Below are 14,268 nucleotides of genomic sequence, written 5' to 3'. Positions count from 1 at the left end.
TCCGCCAATCCACAAGTGTGACTTTTGGGAAATAGGTTAGCTGCGCGATTTATTCGCTGAGCGGATCATCGTCAGGAGCGGTTTCACCGGTTCCTGTGGCTGAATTGTCTTCGCCAAGCAAATCTTCGGATGATGCCGCACCGCCCTCACTTGGTGTGCCTTCGCCGAGAAGGTCGACAGGCGCCGGAGCGGCTGCATCGCGGTCGAGGGTCGATGAAACTTCGCCGACGCTCGATTCGCTGACGGCCATTGCGGCGAGCACAATCGACATCACCACAAACACGATCGCCAGCCATTTTGTCGAACGGGTCAGGAAATCGGCTGCGCCGCGCGCACCAAGTGCACCCGAAGGATTGCCGCCAATTCCAAGGCCTCCGCCTTCGGAGCGTTGCATAAGCACCACCCCGACAAGTGCGGCAGCAATCATTGCCTGAATGACAGTGAGAATAATGAAAAGCGACATATCTGTTTCTTCGATTGGTTAGCGTGCTTGAGGGCGCACTTAGGGACAAGCGCCGCCCACGACAAGGTTAGACGCGCCTAAAGCTTTACGCGTCGTCGGTCTCTGCTGCTGCAAGGGCAATGCTCATGAAGCTGTCAGCGGTAAGGCTTGCGCCGCCGACGAGCGCGCCGCCGACATTAGGCACAGCGAAAATTTCGGCAGCATTTTCAGGCTTTACCGAACCGCCATAAAGGATGCGCACACCTTGGCCTGCCTCTTCGCCATAAAGCTTGACGAGGAGCGCGCGGATGCTGGCGTGCATTTCTTCGATATCGCTGGTTTGCGCCGTATTACCGGTGCCAATGGCCCAGATTGGCTCATAGGCGACCGCGAGTTGTTCCGCTGGATCTTCGATGTCGGCGGGAAGCGACGCCTTGAGCTGGCGCGATACGAAGGCGACCGCATCGCCCTTCTCGCGCGTTTCTTCGCTCTCGCCGCAGCACATGATGACGCGAAGGCCGGCGGCTAGCGCTGATTCGCCCTTCGCTTTGATCTGCGCATTGCTTTCGCGGTGATTTTGCCGGCGTTCCGAGTGGCCAAGGATGACAAATTTCGCGCCCGCGTCGGCGATCATGGAGGCCGAGATGTCGCCTGTATGCGCCCCGCCATCTTGCTCGTGGCAATCCTGCGCGCCCACGGCGATCTGTTCGGCTTCGCGATGGATCGGGTGAATAAGGGTGTATGGCGGCGCAATCGCCACCTCGACTTTCATATGACGCTGAGCTGCGCGGTCGATCGAGCGCGCCTCTGACAGCATGGCGCGGGTGCCGTGCATCTTCCAATTGCCAACGATGTAGGGTCGAAGGGACATTGCTTTTCCTGAAAATTTTTGTCGAGGGTGACCTCGCGAATCTGGCACCAAGATGTAAACTCGCGGTGGGCGGTCGGCTAGACGAGCATGTAAGTTTAGTCAAAAGCTTGCGCAACCTGTTGCCGCGAGGTCGCAGGGGAGATAAAGCGCTCCGACCTTGAGGCCATCTGGGGGAAAGCGCAGTTTTCCCGCCCTTGGAACACTTAAGGCATCGCTATTGACATCGTGTCGCGGTCCGTTTGTTGGCCAAGCGTCACAAAAAACACGCGCCGCGCGGCGTAATTTTGCGCTTTGGGAATTGACTTAGATGATTTCGCTGTTCCGTAATTTTTTCCAGTCGAAGATCGGCCTGCCCATCTTCATCGGGTTTCTGATCATCGTGGCTCTCGCCTTTGCGGCAAGCGACATTTCGGGCTCGGCGACATTTGGCGGGCTTAGCGGCGATGATAAGATCGCAGCCGTCGGCGGCGACACGATTTCTGCCAATGAAGCCAATGGCGCAGTGAACAGCGCCCTTGATCGCGCGCGCCAACAGAACCCGACAATCACAATGCCGCAATTCATCGAGCAAGGCGGGTATGCTTCCGAAATTGACGTTTTGATCGACCGCTATGCGCTGGGCTTTTTCGCGCGCGATATTGGCCTTCGTGCAGGCGACAATCTGGTGAACAGCGAAATTCTGCAGATTCCGGCTTTTCGCAATCTGACCGGCGAGTTTGACTCCGAAACCTATCAAGCTGCGCTTCGCCGTCAGGGGATCACCGATTCCATCCTGCGCAAAGACATTGCCGACGGCCTTCTTGCACAACAAATCCTCCGCCCGGCACTGGGTGCCTCGACCCTGCCAAAAGCGGCAGCCAAACATTACGCCTCGCTGGTTCTTGAACGGCGCAAAGGTCAGGTCGGACTGATCTCTGCCCTCGCCTATGCTCCCGAAGAAGAGCCCAACAATGAGGTACTCGGTTCATTCTACTCGTCGAACCGGGAGGATTTCATCCTGCCCGAGCGCCGCACATTGCGTTTTGCCGCATTTGGGGCAGACAAGGTGACGGCCAATCTTGAGGCGAGCGATGCAGAAATTGCGGCGCGCTTCAAACAAGATGCAGAACAATACGATGCGCAAGAGCGCCGCTCTTTCAGCTCTTTCGTTGTTCCAACCGAAGAAGCGGCCAAAGCCCTGACAGCACGCATCCGCAGCGGCACTTCTCTGGAAGCTGCGGCGGCCGAGGCTGGCTTCAATGTTTCCACAAGCGAACTTCGCGACCAGGAGCAGACCGGCACAGCGACCAGCTTCGCTATCGCCGAGAAGGTCTTTTCGACGCCGCGCGGCACGGTCATTGACCCCGCCAGAAGCGCTCTTGGCTGGTATGTCGCGCGGGTTGACCAGATTGAGAACACCCCAGCACGCACCCTCGGCGAAGTGCGCAGCCAGATTGCAGAACAGATACGCGGCGAGAAGCTTGCCGCCGCGCTGATCGACCTCAGTTCACGGATTGAGGAGCAGGTGGACACCGGCACCTCCCTTACCGATGTGGCGGAGGAGTTCGGGCTCGAAGTCATTACTGCTTCGAACATCACTGCCAACGGCACCGTGTTTGGCACGCAGGGACAAAGCGTCTCTCAAGCAGTTCGTCCGCTGGTCGACACGGCATTCCAGATGGAAGAGGGCAATCCGCAGCTTGCAGAGGTGGTGCTGGGCGCGCAATTCGTCGTGTTCGATGTATCTGAAATCACCGAAAGCGCGGCTCCCCCGCTTGCAGAAGTCAAGCAGGAAGTCGCAGTTGCGTGGCGATTGGCCGAAGGGGGCAAAAAAGCGCGCAAGGTCGCTGACAAAGTGCAGAAGGCCATTGAGGGCGGCGCATCGATCAGGGATGCCATGAGCGATGCGGGCGTAGATTTGCGTCAAATTCAGAATATCGACCTCACGCGCGAAGAGCTCCTTCAGCAATCGCAAGGCCGCGTGCCCTCTGCGGTAGTTTTGTTGTTCTCTATGGCTCAGGGCTCGACCAAGGTGCTTGAAGATCAGAACGGTCTTGGGTGGTTCGTGGTCAATCTCGACGAGATTAGCGTTGGCGAGGTCGAGGATGACAATCCGCTGCTCGAACAAACACGCCAGCAGATCGGGAATGCAATCGCGAATGAATACGCAAGCCAGCTTTCGCGTTCCGTGCGCGAAGAAGTTGGCGTTGAGCGCAATGAAGAAGCGATCGAAGCGCTTCGTCGCAACCTCGCTGGCGAAAGCTAAGGAGCGGCGCTGAACCTCGTGGGACAGGCCACCTCTACCGATACGCAGTTGGGGAATGCAGCCGGCGCGGCTGATGCGCTCGGGCGCGGAAAGCCTGCGCTCGTGTGGCGCAAGATCGTGGCTGACTGCGATACGCCCGTGGGAGCTGCGCGCCGACTGATCGAACCGGGACGCGGCGACTTTCTGCTGGAATCGGTCGAAGGTGGCGAGGTGCGCGGCCGCTATTCGCTGCTCGGGCTCGACCCTGATCTGGTTTTCCGCGCAAGCGGCGCGGAAGCTTCGATCAACACGCAGTGGAAAAAGGACCGCGAGGCGTTTACCCCCTGCAAAGGCGACGCCATGCAGGAATTGCGCGCGCTGTCGCAAAGCTGCCGGATTGATGTGCCCGAAGGGCTTCCCCCGGCGCTTGCCTGTCTGGTCGGCTATTTCGGCTACGAGACGATCGGACTCGTCGAAACGTTACCACGTGCCCCGCAAAGCGAGCTTGCGCTCCCCGATATGCTGTTCGTGCGGCCGACGGTGATCCTTATCTTCGACGGGCTTTCCGACGAGCTTTTTTGCGTGGCGCCAATCTGGAAGGCCGCGAACCCGCATTCCGAAATCGAAAAAGCGGGCGAGCGGATCGACGACACACTGCGCGCTCTTGCCCGGCCCCGTCCGCCAGAGCCGCAAACATCGCCGCAAACAATCGAGCCTGAACTAACGCCGGTGATGTCGGGCGATGATTACAAAGGCATGGTCGCGCGCGCAAAGGACTACATCCTTGCAGGCGATATTTTCCAAGTGGTGCTCGCCCAGCGTTTCACCTGCCCGTTTGAGCTTCCACCGCTGGCGCTTTATCGGTCTTTGCGACGGGTAAACCCCTCGCCCTTCCTTTATTTCCTCGACCTGCCCGGCTTTGCAATTGTCGGGTCCAGCCCGGAAATTCTCGTGCGGGTTCGCGATGGCGAAGTCACCATTAGGCCTATTGCCGGCACCCGGCCTCGTGGAAGCAACCGCGTGGAGGACGACGCCAATGAAGTTTCGCTCCTCGCCGATCCCAAGGAACTGGCCGAGCACCTGATGCTGCTTGATCTGGGGCGTAATGATGTGGGCCGCGTTGCCTCTCGTGCTAGCGTCGAGGTCACCGACAGCTTCACCATCGAACGCTATTCCCACGTCATGCACATCGTCAGCAATGTGATCGGCAAGCTTGCGGATGACAAGGACGCACTGGACGCCGTTTTTGCAGGTTTTCCTGCTGGCACGGTGTCGGGCGCGCCCAAAATCCGCGCGTGTGAAATCATTGCCGAGCTGGAACCCGAAACACGCGGCGCATACGCTGGCGGTGTCGGTTATTTCGCACCCGATGGCTCGGTCGACAGTTGCATCGTTTTACGAACGGCTGTCGTAAAAGATGGCACAATGCACGTCCAAGCTGGTGCTGGCATCGTTGCCGATAGCCAGCCCGACTACGAACTTGCTGAATGCCGCGCGAAGGCTGGCGCTTTGATCGCGGCCGCCAAGGAGGCCGTGCGCGTGGCAAGCGAACCGGGATTTGGTCAATGAAACATCTATCACTGATCTTTGCAGCCACCCTTGCGCTGACCGCTTGCGAGCAGCAGCCATCGGGCGAGCCGGTGGTGCGCTCCGAGATTGGCGATGCCGTGCCGCGCCCGATACAGGACCCGGTTGAAACGCTCGCCTCCGAGGAAAACGAAGATGCGGTCTGCCGTTCGGTGACTTTCGAAAGCGTGCCGCTTACCCATTGCACCGCTGACCCTGAAACGCACCGTATCAACACCGGCCTTGCACCGTCGAGCGGGCCAAACTTCGGCACCATCGAAGGATGGGCAGCGGGCCGCGATGAAAGCCGCATCGCTTTTGTTATGAACGGCGGGATGTATGATGACGCCTTGAAGCCCGTCGGTTATTTCGTCCGCGATGAGGACCGTTTGGGTGAACTCGACCGCGGCGATGGCTCAGGCAATTTTTATCTGAAACCCAACGGCGTCTTCTTTGGGACCGGTGGCAGATGGCAAATCCTTGCCTCCGATACATTTCTGCGGACCATTGGCACGCGTCCCCAGTTCGGGACACAGTCGGGTCCCATGCTTGTAATCGATGGCAAACTCCATCCGGAAATCCAGGACAATGGCCCTTCCAAGGCGATCCGCAATGGCGTCGGCGTTGATGCAGAAGGCAAAGCGCATTTCGTCATTTCCGATGCGCCTTTGAGTTTCGGTCAACTCGCGCGTTACTTCAGAGACGAGGTGAAGACGCCCAATGCGCTTTTCCTTGATGGCAATATTTCTTCGCTCTGGCATCCGGCAAGCGGGCGCATGGATAAAAGGCGCGTGGGACCTGTAATTGTGGTGGAGAGACGTGATGGCCAATAGCAATATGCTCAGTTATGAACGCACTCTCTATCCCGAGATTGAACCCTATGAGACGGGCTTTCTCGATGTGGGTGAAAGCCATTCGCTTTACTACGAACGCGTCGGAACGCCTGGCGCGAAACCTGCAGTGTTCCTTCACGGCGGGCCGGGCGGCGGTATGTCGCCCGACCACCGCCGCCAATGGGACCCGGAAAAATACGACGTGCTGCTCTTCGATCAACGCGGATGTGGCAAATCAACGCCCTTTGCCGAAATCGAGGCGAACGACACATGGCGCATCGTTGCCGATATCGAGGCCTTGCGCGAAATGTGCGGGCATGAGGCGTGGCAGGCGTTTGGCGGCTCTTGGGGCTCAACCCTCGCGCTGGCCTATGCGCAAAAGCAACCTGAGCGCGTAACCGAGCTGGTTCTTCGCGGGGTATTTCTTGCACGGGCAGCGGAGAAACAATGGCTCTATTCCTACGGCGCAAGCGAGATTTTCCCCGAGCAGTGGGACCGCTTCACCGGTCTTATTCCACACGATGAGCGCAGCGATATGGTTGCAGCCTACCACAAGCGCCTGACCTCGGACGACGAGGCGGAGCGGCTTGCGGCAGCGAAACAATGGGCCGCTTGGGAGGGAACGGTGATTACCGTTCTACCCAACCCGGAACTTCTTACCGATTTCGTCTCACCTGAAAGCGCCCTGCCCTTTGCCCGCATTTGCGCACGCTTCTTCCTTGAAGACTTCTACCTTGAAGAAGCGCAATTGCTGCGCAACATCGAAAGAATCGCCCATATCCCCACGATCATCGTTCAGGGGCGGCATGATGCCTGCACCCCGCCGCGCTCCGCTTGGGATTTGAAAAAGGCAATGCCATCGGCGGAATTGTGGATCGTTGATGATGGAGGCCACACCGCGAGCGAGCCGGGCCTGGTCGATGGCCTTGTACGCGCAACCGATAAGTTTGCGGAGTTGTCATGAGCCAAATCCCCACGAAGCAGATATTGGTCATCGACAATTACGACAGCTTCACCTTCAACCTTGTCCATTATCTGATGGAGTTGGGAGCGGACATTCGGGTGGAGCGCAACGATGCGCTCACCGCGAGCGAAGCGTTAGCCACCAATGCGAGCGGGTTTCTCATTTCGCCCGGCCCTTGCACACCAAACGAGGCTGGCGTCAGCCTTGATCTTGTTGCCGCCTGTGAGGATGCGGGTAAGCCGCTCATGGGAGTGTGCCTTGGCCACCAGGCGATTGGTCAGCATTTTGGAGGGACGGTCACGCGCGGCGGGTTGATGCATGGCAAGACATCTCCTGTGACGCATGATGGCACGGGGCTCTTCGAAGGTTTGCCCTCCCCCTACACCGCCACGCGCTATCACAGCCTTGAGGTGGTCGATGTGCCCAATTGCCTCATCGCCAACGCCCATGCAGAGACGCCGGGAGAAGATCACCCCAGCGTCATGGGCTTCCGGCATGAGAGCCTGCCGATCCATTCAGTGCAATACCACCCTGAGAGCATCGCGACCGAGCATGGGCATGCGCTGCTTGCAAACTTCCTGAAAATCTGCGGCATTGAGCCGGAGGAATTGCAAAAATGACTTCGCTCCCGCTTGATGCTCCATTCCTCACCCGCGGCGAGGCTGATGAGGTCTTTGCCAATATCCTCGACCTGAAAGTCAGCACCGAGGAAATCGAGGCCTTCCTTATCGCCTTGGCTGCACGCGGTGAGACCGCCGTGGAGATCGCCGCCGCGGCTCAGGCAATGCGCGAGCGCGTCAATGGCATCACCCCGCCCGACGGTGCGGTCGATTGCTGCGGGACGGGCGGAGATGGGCAACATACGCTCAATGTCTCTACCGCCGTCAGCCTTGTCGTCGCAGCTTGTGGTGTACCCGTCGCCAAGCATGGCAACCGCGCGGCCTCTTCCAAGTCAGGCGCTGCCGACACATTGGAGGCCCTTGGACTTGATTTAAATGCCGCCGTGCGCTGCGCGGAAAAAACGCTGCACGAAATCGGCATCGGTTTTCTTTTCGCGCGCGTTCATCACCCCGCGCTCGGCCCCATCGCGCCTATCCGCGAGAAAATTGGCAAGCGCACGATCTTCAACCTGCTCGGCCCGCTTACCAACCCCGCTGGCGTGCGCACCCAGCTGATCGGCCTTGCCAGCCCCGACCTTGTGCCGATGTACGCCGAGGCCAAGGCGAGCCTCGATCAAACCCGCACCTTTATCGTCTCAGGCGATGAGGGTCTTGATGAGCTAAGCCTTGCGGGCGGCAACACCCTCGCGGACGTGAACAAGGGCAAAGTCACCATGCGCCGCGTTGAGGCGAGCGTTATCGGCGTGCCGAACGCCCCGCTCGAAGCAATCCGCGGCGATGACGCGCAGTACAACGCAGCCGCCCTCACGCGGCTTCTCGACGGCGAAAAAAGCGCCTACCGGGATGCGGTGCTTTTGAACGCGGCAGGCACTTTGGTGGTGGCGGGCAAAACCGATGACTGGCAAGAGGGGGCAAACATTGCTGCCGAAGCGATTGATAGCGGCGCTGCCAAAACCCTCCTCGCCAAATGGATTGAACTCACAGTCTGATGAACAAGCTTGAAGAAATCTGCGCGAACAAACGCGAGGAAGTGGCTGCGCGAAAAGCTGTCACGACCATCGCCGCGCTAGAGGCCGCTGCCAAGGACCAAACCGCCCCACGCGGGTTCGAGGCGGCGTTGCACGCCAAGGCCGAAACGGGATTTGCCCTGATCGCAGAGGTCAAGAAAGCAAGCCCTTCCAAAGGCCTCATCCGCCCGGACTTTCGTCCGGCAGACCACGCGCGCGCCTATGAAGCAGGGGGAGCGGCGTGCCTTAGCGTCCTGACCGATGCGCCCTATTTCCAGGGGCATGAGGACTACCTCGTCGAGGCCAGAAACGCCTGCGATCTCCCGGTGCTTCGCAAGGACTTTATGGTCGATCCGTGGCAGTGCCTCGAAGCGCGCGCCATCGGCGCCGATGCGATCCTCATTATCGTTGCAGCCCTCGACAATACGCAAATGGCCGAAATCGAAGCCGCCGCGACCGAACACGCGATGGATGTGCTCGTCGAGGTGCACGATGAAGAAGAGATGGAGCGCGCCAAGGCCCACCTCAAGTCCACTCTCATCGGCGTCAACAACCGCGACCTCAAAACCTTCACCACCTCGCTCGCTACGACCGAGCGTTTGGCTCCGCTTGGTCCTGATGGTGCACTGCTGGTGGGTGAGAGCGGTATTGCGACCCATGCGGATTGCGAACGCCTTTCGCAAAGCGGGGTGCGGACTTTCCTCGTCGGCGAGAGCCTTATGCGCGCAAACGACGTTGCAGCGGCCACACGGGCCCTGATCGAAGGATAGTGTCCTACCAAAGCGACCTGTGGCATAAGGCCGGCTTGACCAAGCGAGTGCCTTTCCATCAATCGAACAAACCGATTAATAGCACCTTTATTCATCGACCTGATTTCGACTCTAGGACAGTGTCTCAAGTGTCTCAAATGTCCAACATTGAGAGAGCGGCATGACCCGGCTCACCCATCTTGGCGAAGATGGCTCGGCGCATATGGTCGACGTTGGCGGCAAGGCGGAAACGCACCGTGTCGCCATCGCGTCTGGCGCAATCAGTATGAGCGAGGAGGCACTGAACGCCATCCGCGAAGGCGACGCTCCGAAGGGCGACGTGCTCGGAACCGCGCGCATCGCCGCGGTTATGGCGGCCAAGCGCACAGGCGAGCTTATCCCCCTGTGCCATCCGCTGGGTCTGGAGGCGGTCACGGTGGATTTTACCTTTCAGGAAGACGCCATTCGCGCCACCGCAAGCGCCTCGCTTACCGGTAAAACCGGGGTCGAGATGGAGGCGATGGTGGCGGTCTCCACCGCTCTTCTTACCATTTACGATATGGCCAAGGCGATCGACAAAGGCATGGTGATCAGCGAGGTGCGCCTGATCGAAAAACGCGGCGGCAAATCGGGCATTTGGAAAGCGGACAGCTAAATGGGAGGGTGGCTCGACCTTGCCGAGGCTCAGGCGCAGCTTCTCGCGCTGGCCCCCAAAATGCCCCGCGAAGAGGTGGCGGTCGAGGATGCGCTGGGACGGGTTCTTGCAGATGACCTCGCCGCACGCCGCACGCAGCCCCCTGCTGATCTATCGGCGATGGATGGCTATGCGATTGCGGGCAATGGGCCTTGGCAACTGGTCGGAGAAAGCCGCGCTGGCGCGCCGTTCGAGGGGGCGATTGCCCACGGCGAAGCGGTGCGCATCTCTACCGGCGCGCATATGCCCCAAGGCGCCAACAGCGTCCTGATTCAGGAAAATGCCACGCGCGATGGCGACACGCTGAGCGCCGAACAGACACCCGAGCCCGGGCGTCACGTGCGCCGCCGCGGTTTTGACTTTGGCAAAGGCGACCAATTGCTCGCCCAGGGCACAGTGCTCGGCCCCGGACAGCTCGCGCTCGCGATTGCCGGTGGTCATGCGGTGCTGCCTGTTGCTGCGCGCCCAAAAGTTGCGGTGCTCGACAGCGGCGACGAACTCGCACGCGATGCAACGAATGTGCGCGACGACCAAATGCCTGCTAGCAACGGCCCGATGATTGCCGCGATGTTGGCGCCACTCATCGGTTCTGCTCAACGTATCGGCCCCGTCGCCGACGATATGGGGGCACTTGCCGAGGCTCTCGCCAATGCACAGGATTGCGACATCCTGATCACCTCCGGCGGCGCATCGGTGGGCGACCACGACCTTGTGCAAGATGCGCTTCGCGAATGGGGCTGCGAGATTGCGTTCTGGAAAGTCGCCATCAAACCCGGCAAGCCCCTGATGGTGGCCACGCGCGCGATCGGTGGCCGCCGTCAAGTCGTCCTCGGGCTTCCCGGTAATCCGGTATCGAGTTTTGTGACAGCTTACCTCTTTGCGTTGCCCTTGATACGCGCTTCGCTGGGGATCGCAAATCCGCTCCCCTCCCCCCAGCAACGCATTGCCGGAGAAGTCTTCCCCGCTGGCGGCCCGAGGCGCGAATTCGTTCGTGCAATAAGCGACGGAGAGAAGGTGATGAGCGCCGCCTCTCAGGATTCCAGCGCCTTGGGTTCCCTGGCACTAGCGAATTGCCTCGCTGAACGTGAACCCGATGGATGCGAAGTGGCCGAAGGGGAGCCAATAACCGTCTACACCCTCCAAAATGGCGGTTTTGCTTGGCTTTAGCGTTTCCGACGGCTTGACTTGACGAATCAAGTTGCCTATTCGTTCCGCATTCGTTCACCATATTGGTCGAACGGTTAGTGCTCTGTATTGCATGTGTTCCGCACTGTTCTTCTCAATACGTGCGGGGCGTCATGCTACTACAAGGTGCGTACCTTTGGCACTGTGTGGTCATGGCTCAAGGGGGGCTGTGTCTCGCACGCAAGAGTGCGGCTGATGGAGTTTGCCCATGCTAACGGCAAAGCAACACGAACTGATCCGTTTTATTCAGCAGCGGCTGGAAGAGACTGGAATTTCGCCCAGTTTTGAAGAAATGAAAGAAGCGCTCGATTTGAAAAGCAAATCGGGTGTTCACCGCTTGATCTCCGCTCTTGAAGAGCGTGGCTTTATCCGGCGTCTGCCCAATCGGGCACGCGCACTGGAAGTGATCAGGAACCCTGAAGATTCGACGCCTATCCCGCGTGCTGCGCCTGCCGTGGCCAGTGCGGCGAACGATACCGTCGTTGCGGCAAACACTGCTGCCAAAGCGGCGCCTGAGCCTGCGAATGACGTCATCGAAATCCCGCTCCACGGCCGGATTGCAGCTGGCGCTCCGATCGAAGCGCTTGAAGGGCAAAGCTCGCTTCCTGTGCCAGCGGCCCTGCTTGGTCCGGGCGAGCATTACGCTCTTGAAGTGTCCGGCGACTCGATGATTGAAGCTGGCATTTTCGACGGTGACTTCGCGCTCGTGCGCCGCACGAACACTGCACGTGATGGTGAGATTGTGGTGGCTCTAGTGCGCGGCGAAGAAGCGACGCTTAAATATCTTCACAAAGACGGCGGGCTGGTGCGACTCGACCCGGCCAATGCGGCCCATGATCCGCAAGTCTACGGTCCTGAAGAAGTCGAGGTTCAAGGCAAGCTTGCGGGTCTTTTGCGACGTTATCATTGATTGCGCGCGCTCGGTGGGCGGTTCATCTTACCTCTCGCCAGCGCGCCACCATCCATGCTCTCCCTGCGATGCTGAAACCTGGGTGATGCGTTCGTTTTCAAGGTCGAGAGCGAGCCCCCCACTTTGTTGAAGGAACCGGCGGTCGGCCTTGAGCCAGCGCGGCGAGCAAGAGCGGGGCAGGAAACGGTCGGCGACGACGATGTCTGCCCGCTCGCAAGCTGCGGCTAACGCTCGCTCTTCAATCATTTCGCGGTTGCGGGCGAGAAGAAGAGACCATTGGCGGCCACCGCGTTCAAGCGCGATGGTGCAAAACTCAGGCGAACATCGCGCACCTTCCCATTCCACTAGCGGGATTGGCTCGGTTGTCACGCTGGAGAGTTCGAGAAGGTTGTCGCGCGAGTAAGAAGAACGACTGTCCCTCAAGGAAAGCAAACGGCGCGAGCCATCCTCGGCGGTGACGGTAATGCCGACATGCCGCCCTTCCCTGCCAATCAGGACATCGGGGATGGGTGTCAACAAAAGCAAAACCGTAGCGATTGCCGCTGGCACGAACCCGAGCAGCCTTGCACGCCCCGACCAAAGCGCGAGCCACAGTCCGCCACCAACAAACAGCGCAATAGTAAAACCACTCATCTGCGGCATCAGCTTGACCGCGCCGGGCTGAGCCGAGGTGAAATGCGCGATTGCCAGCAGGAGATTGAGCGACTTCTCAGTGAGCCACCAGAACGGCGCGCCCAGACCCGCCAGATCAAACAGGAGTCCCAATGCAATGAGTGGCATCGAGACGAAAGTCACAAGCGGGATGGCAAGGACGTTCGCTACTGCACCGTAGAGGCCTGCGCGGTGAAAGTGGAACAGCACGATCGGCATGAGCGCGATTTCAATCACCAGCCCAGTGACAAACAACATCGCGGTTCCACGCCCAAGTCTTACGAGATGGCTCTCTTCTCGAGGCGCAAGGAATGCTTTGACCGGCTCACTTGAATGCAAGGCCACAATCGCAAGCACAGCGGCGAAGCTCATCTGGAAACTGGGACCAACGACGCTCTCAGGCCAAAGCATAAGGACGAAAACTGCGGCCGCCGCGACCATTCGTAACGATAGTGCTTCTCTGCCTGTCGCTAGGGCAAGAAGTACCAGCATCGCCGCCGCGCACGCACGCACCGTGGGAACTTGGGCTCCGGTAAGCAGCGTGTAGCCGATCCCGGCAACAGCCCCCATGCCCGCCGCCATGACTGGCAACCGCATCCGAAGGGCAAGGGCCGGGAAAAGAGCGAGAAGCTTGATGACGAGCAGATATGTCCCTGCAATCACCGCGCTCACATGCAGACCGCTGATGGCAAGCAGGTGGGTCAATCCTGCATCGCGCATGGCGTCACGGTCGCCCTCGGTGATGGCACCCCGGTCGCCGCTCGCAAAAGCAGCAGCAATTGTGCCAGCGGAGGCACCCACATTGTCTCGGACGTGGGACGATAACCAGCGCTGGGTCCTCGCGATGAAACCATCGCTTTGCGCGGCTTCAAGAACCTCTACCTGCCCCATCGCGCTGCCGGTTCCCGACAGCCCCTTGAACCAAGCCGCGCGCGCAAAGTCGTATGCGCCGGGCAACATTGGGCTAGCCGGCGGCATAAGCCTCACCCGCAATCGCACAACCGCGCCTTCGGTGAGGACGCTGGCATCATCAACAGTCCCGTATTGCGTCCGCGCCTGCTCAACCTTTTCGAGCGGTACATTGACCCTTATTTTCCGGCTTTGCCCGGTTGTCGCATCGCGCACCGCAAGGACAAGTCGTATCCGGTCCTGCGATGGCTGATCTTCGCGAGAAAGGATGTAACCTTGCACGCGTTCCACCACTGGCCGATCTATTGCCTCTTCCCCAACCATTTCCGAGCGCAGCCAAACCACTGAAATGCCTGCTGCAAAAACAATTGCGCTGGCAATCACTGCATTCCGCAAGTGGTCACGCGCCACCTCACCGCGCCATGCCGCGAGGGCGAACCCGCCAAGGATGAGGCTTGCACCGATCGCGCCGGCCCATGCCCACGGGGTCTTGAGACCAAACCAGGTCATAATGCCGCAGGCAAAGATTACCGCCAGCCATGGCGCCCGATCGAATTGCGCCTGCTCAAGGAAGCTTTCAAGTTTATCGGCAATTGTCCGCCAAATGCTGGACAAGCCGCCGCCCCTTTGCCAGAGGCGCTTT

General features: G+C 59.6%; 13 protein-coding genes. 10 read left to right on the top strand and 3 right to left on the bottom strand.

What is annotated here, in order from left to right; translation table 11 throughout:
* Window positions 1–49: 49 nt before the first annotated feature.
* Complete coding sequence (gene secG / locus MWU38_RS08960; protein ID WP_247271506.1) at window positions 50–463, bottom strand: preprotein translocase subunit SecG; 414 nt, start codon at window positions 461–463, stop codon at window positions 50–52.
* An 85-nt stretch (window positions 464–548) separates the two neighbouring features.
* A complete protein-coding gene (gene tpiA / locus MWU38_RS08955) occupies window positions 549–1,313 on the bottom strand; it encodes a triose-phosphate isomerase (protein WP_247271505.1) in 765 nt (254 codons plus the stop codon).
* A 307-nt stretch (window positions 1,314–1,620) separates the two neighbouring features.
* Here tpiA and MWU38_RS08950 point away from each other — a divergent pair, with 307 nt between their 5' ends.
* From MWU38_RS08950 to lexA, 10 genes are all read left to right on the top strand, one after another.
* Entirely contained in the window at window positions 1,621–3,558 is a 1,938-nt protein-coding gene (locus MWU38_RS08950; protein ID WP_247271504.1) for a SurA N-terminal domain-containing protein, read from the top strand.
* 48 nt (window positions 3,559–3,606) lie between these two features.
* Window positions 3,607–5,106: an anthranilate synthase component I gene (trpE, locus tag MWU38_RS08945; RefSeq protein ID WP_247271572.1), complete on the top strand. Its 1,500-nt coding sequence runs from the start codon at window positions 3,607–3,609 to the stop codon at window positions 5,104–5,106.
* Entirely contained in the window at window positions 5,103–5,936 is an 834-nt protein-coding gene (locus MWU38_RS08940; RefSeq protein ID WP_247271503.1) for a phosphodiester glycosidase family protein, read from the top strand. The genes trpE and MWU38_RS08940 overlap by 4 nt, the downstream gene beginning before the upstream one ends.
* On the top strand, window positions 5,926–6,900 hold the full coding sequence (gene pip / locus MWU38_RS08935; protein ID WP_247271502.1) for a prolyl aminopeptidase: 975 nt from the start codon (window positions 5,926–5,928) through the stop codon (window positions 6,898–6,900). The genes MWU38_RS08940 and pip overlap by 11 nt, the downstream gene beginning before the upstream one ends.
* Window positions 6,897–7,520, top strand: a complete 624-nt coding sequence (locus tag MWU38_RS08930) for an aminodeoxychorismate/anthranilate synthase component II (RefSeq protein WP_247271501.1) — start codon at window positions 6,897–6,899, stop codon at window positions 7,518–7,520. Before pip ends, MWU38_RS08930 begins: the two co-directional genes overlap by 4 nt.
* A complete protein-coding gene (gene trpD, locus MWU38_RS08925; protein WP_247271500.1) occupies window positions 7,517–8,509 on the top strand; it encodes an anthranilate phosphoribosyltransferase in 993 nt (330 codons plus the stop codon). Before MWU38_RS08930 ends, trpD begins: the two co-directional genes overlap by 4 nt.
* Entirely contained in the window at window positions 8,506–9,297 is a 792-nt protein-coding gene (gene trpC, locus MWU38_RS08920) for an indole-3-glycerol phosphate synthase TrpC (RefSeq protein WP_247271571.1), read from the top strand. The genes trpD and trpC overlap by 4 nt, the downstream gene beginning before the upstream one ends.
* A 160-nt stretch (window positions 9,298–9,457) precedes the next feature.
* Complete coding sequence (moaC, locus tag MWU38_RS08915; protein WP_247271499.1) at window positions 9,458–9,931, top strand: cyclic pyranopterin monophosphate synthase MoaC; 474 nt, start codon at window positions 9,458–9,460, stop codon at window positions 9,929–9,931.
* The gene (locus MWU38_RS08910) at window positions 9,932–11,137 is read left to right on the top strand and encodes a molybdopterin molybdotransferase MoeA (protein WP_247271498.1); all 1,206 of its coding nucleotides are present in this window, start codon (window positions 9,932–9,934) and stop codon (window positions 11,135–11,137) included. It begins immediately after the preceding gene.
* 226 nt (window positions 11,138–11,363) lie between these two features.
* A complete protein-coding gene (gene lexA / locus MWU38_RS08905; protein ID WP_247271497.1) occupies window positions 11,364–12,065 on the top strand; it encodes a transcriptional repressor LexA in 702 nt (233 codons plus the stop codon).
* A 27-nt stretch (window positions 12,066–12,092) separates the two neighbouring features.
* Here lexA and MWU38_RS08900 read toward each other — a convergent pair whose 3' ends face one another.
* The gene (locus MWU38_RS08900) at window positions 12,093–14,240 is read right to left on the bottom strand and encodes a ComEC/Rec2 family competence protein (RefSeq protein ID WP_348646876.1); all 2,148 of its coding nucleotides are present in this window, start codon (window positions 14,238–14,240) and stop codon (window positions 12,093–12,095) included.
* Between the last annotated feature and the right edge of the window lie 28 nt (window positions 14,241–14,268).

Source organism: Qipengyuania sp. S6317L1 (assembly GCF_023015615.1).
Classification (GTDB): domain Bacteria; phylum Pseudomonadota; class Alphaproteobacteria; order Sphingomonadales; family Sphingomonadaceae; genus Erythrobacter.
This window is presented reverse-complemented; position numbering and strand designations above follow the sequence as displayed.

Coding starts and splice junctions, on each gene's coding strand:
- secG (WP_247271506.1), bottom strand. CDS start 463: ATGTCGCTTTTCATTATTCTCACTGTCATTCAGGCAATGATTGCTGCC.
- tpiA (WP_247271505.1), bottom strand. CDS start 1,313: ATGTCCCTTCGACCCTACATCGTTGGCAATTGGAAGATGCACGGCACC.
- MWU38_RS08950 (WP_247271504.1), top strand. CDS start 1,621: ATGATTTCGCTGTTCCGTAATTTTTTCCAGTCGAAGATCGGCCTGCCC.
- MWU38_RS08940 (WP_247271503.1), top strand. CDS start 5,103: ATGAAACATCTATCACTGATCTTTGCAGCCACCCTTGCGCTGACCGCT.
- pip (WP_247271502.1), top strand. CDS start 5,926: ATGGCCAATAGCAATATGCTCAGTTATGAACGCACTCTCTATCCCGAG.
- MWU38_RS08930 (WP_247271501.1), top strand. CDS start 6,897: ATGAGCCAAATCCCCACGAAGCAGATATTGGTCATCGACAATTACGAC.
- trpD (WP_247271500.1), top strand. CDS start 7,517: ATGACTTCGCTCCCGCTTGATGCTCCATTCCTCACCCGCGGCGAGGCT.
- moaC (WP_247271499.1), top strand. CDS start 9,458: ATGACCCGGCTCACCCATCTTGGCGAAGATGGCTCGGCGCATATGGTC.
- MWU38_RS08910 (WP_247271498.1), top strand. CDS start 9,932: ATGGGAGGGTGGCTCGACCTTGCCGAGGCTCAGGCGCAGCTTCTCGCG.
- lexA (WP_247271497.1), top strand. CDS start 11,364: ATGCTAACGGCAAAGCAACACGAACTGATCCGTTTTATTCAGCAGCGG.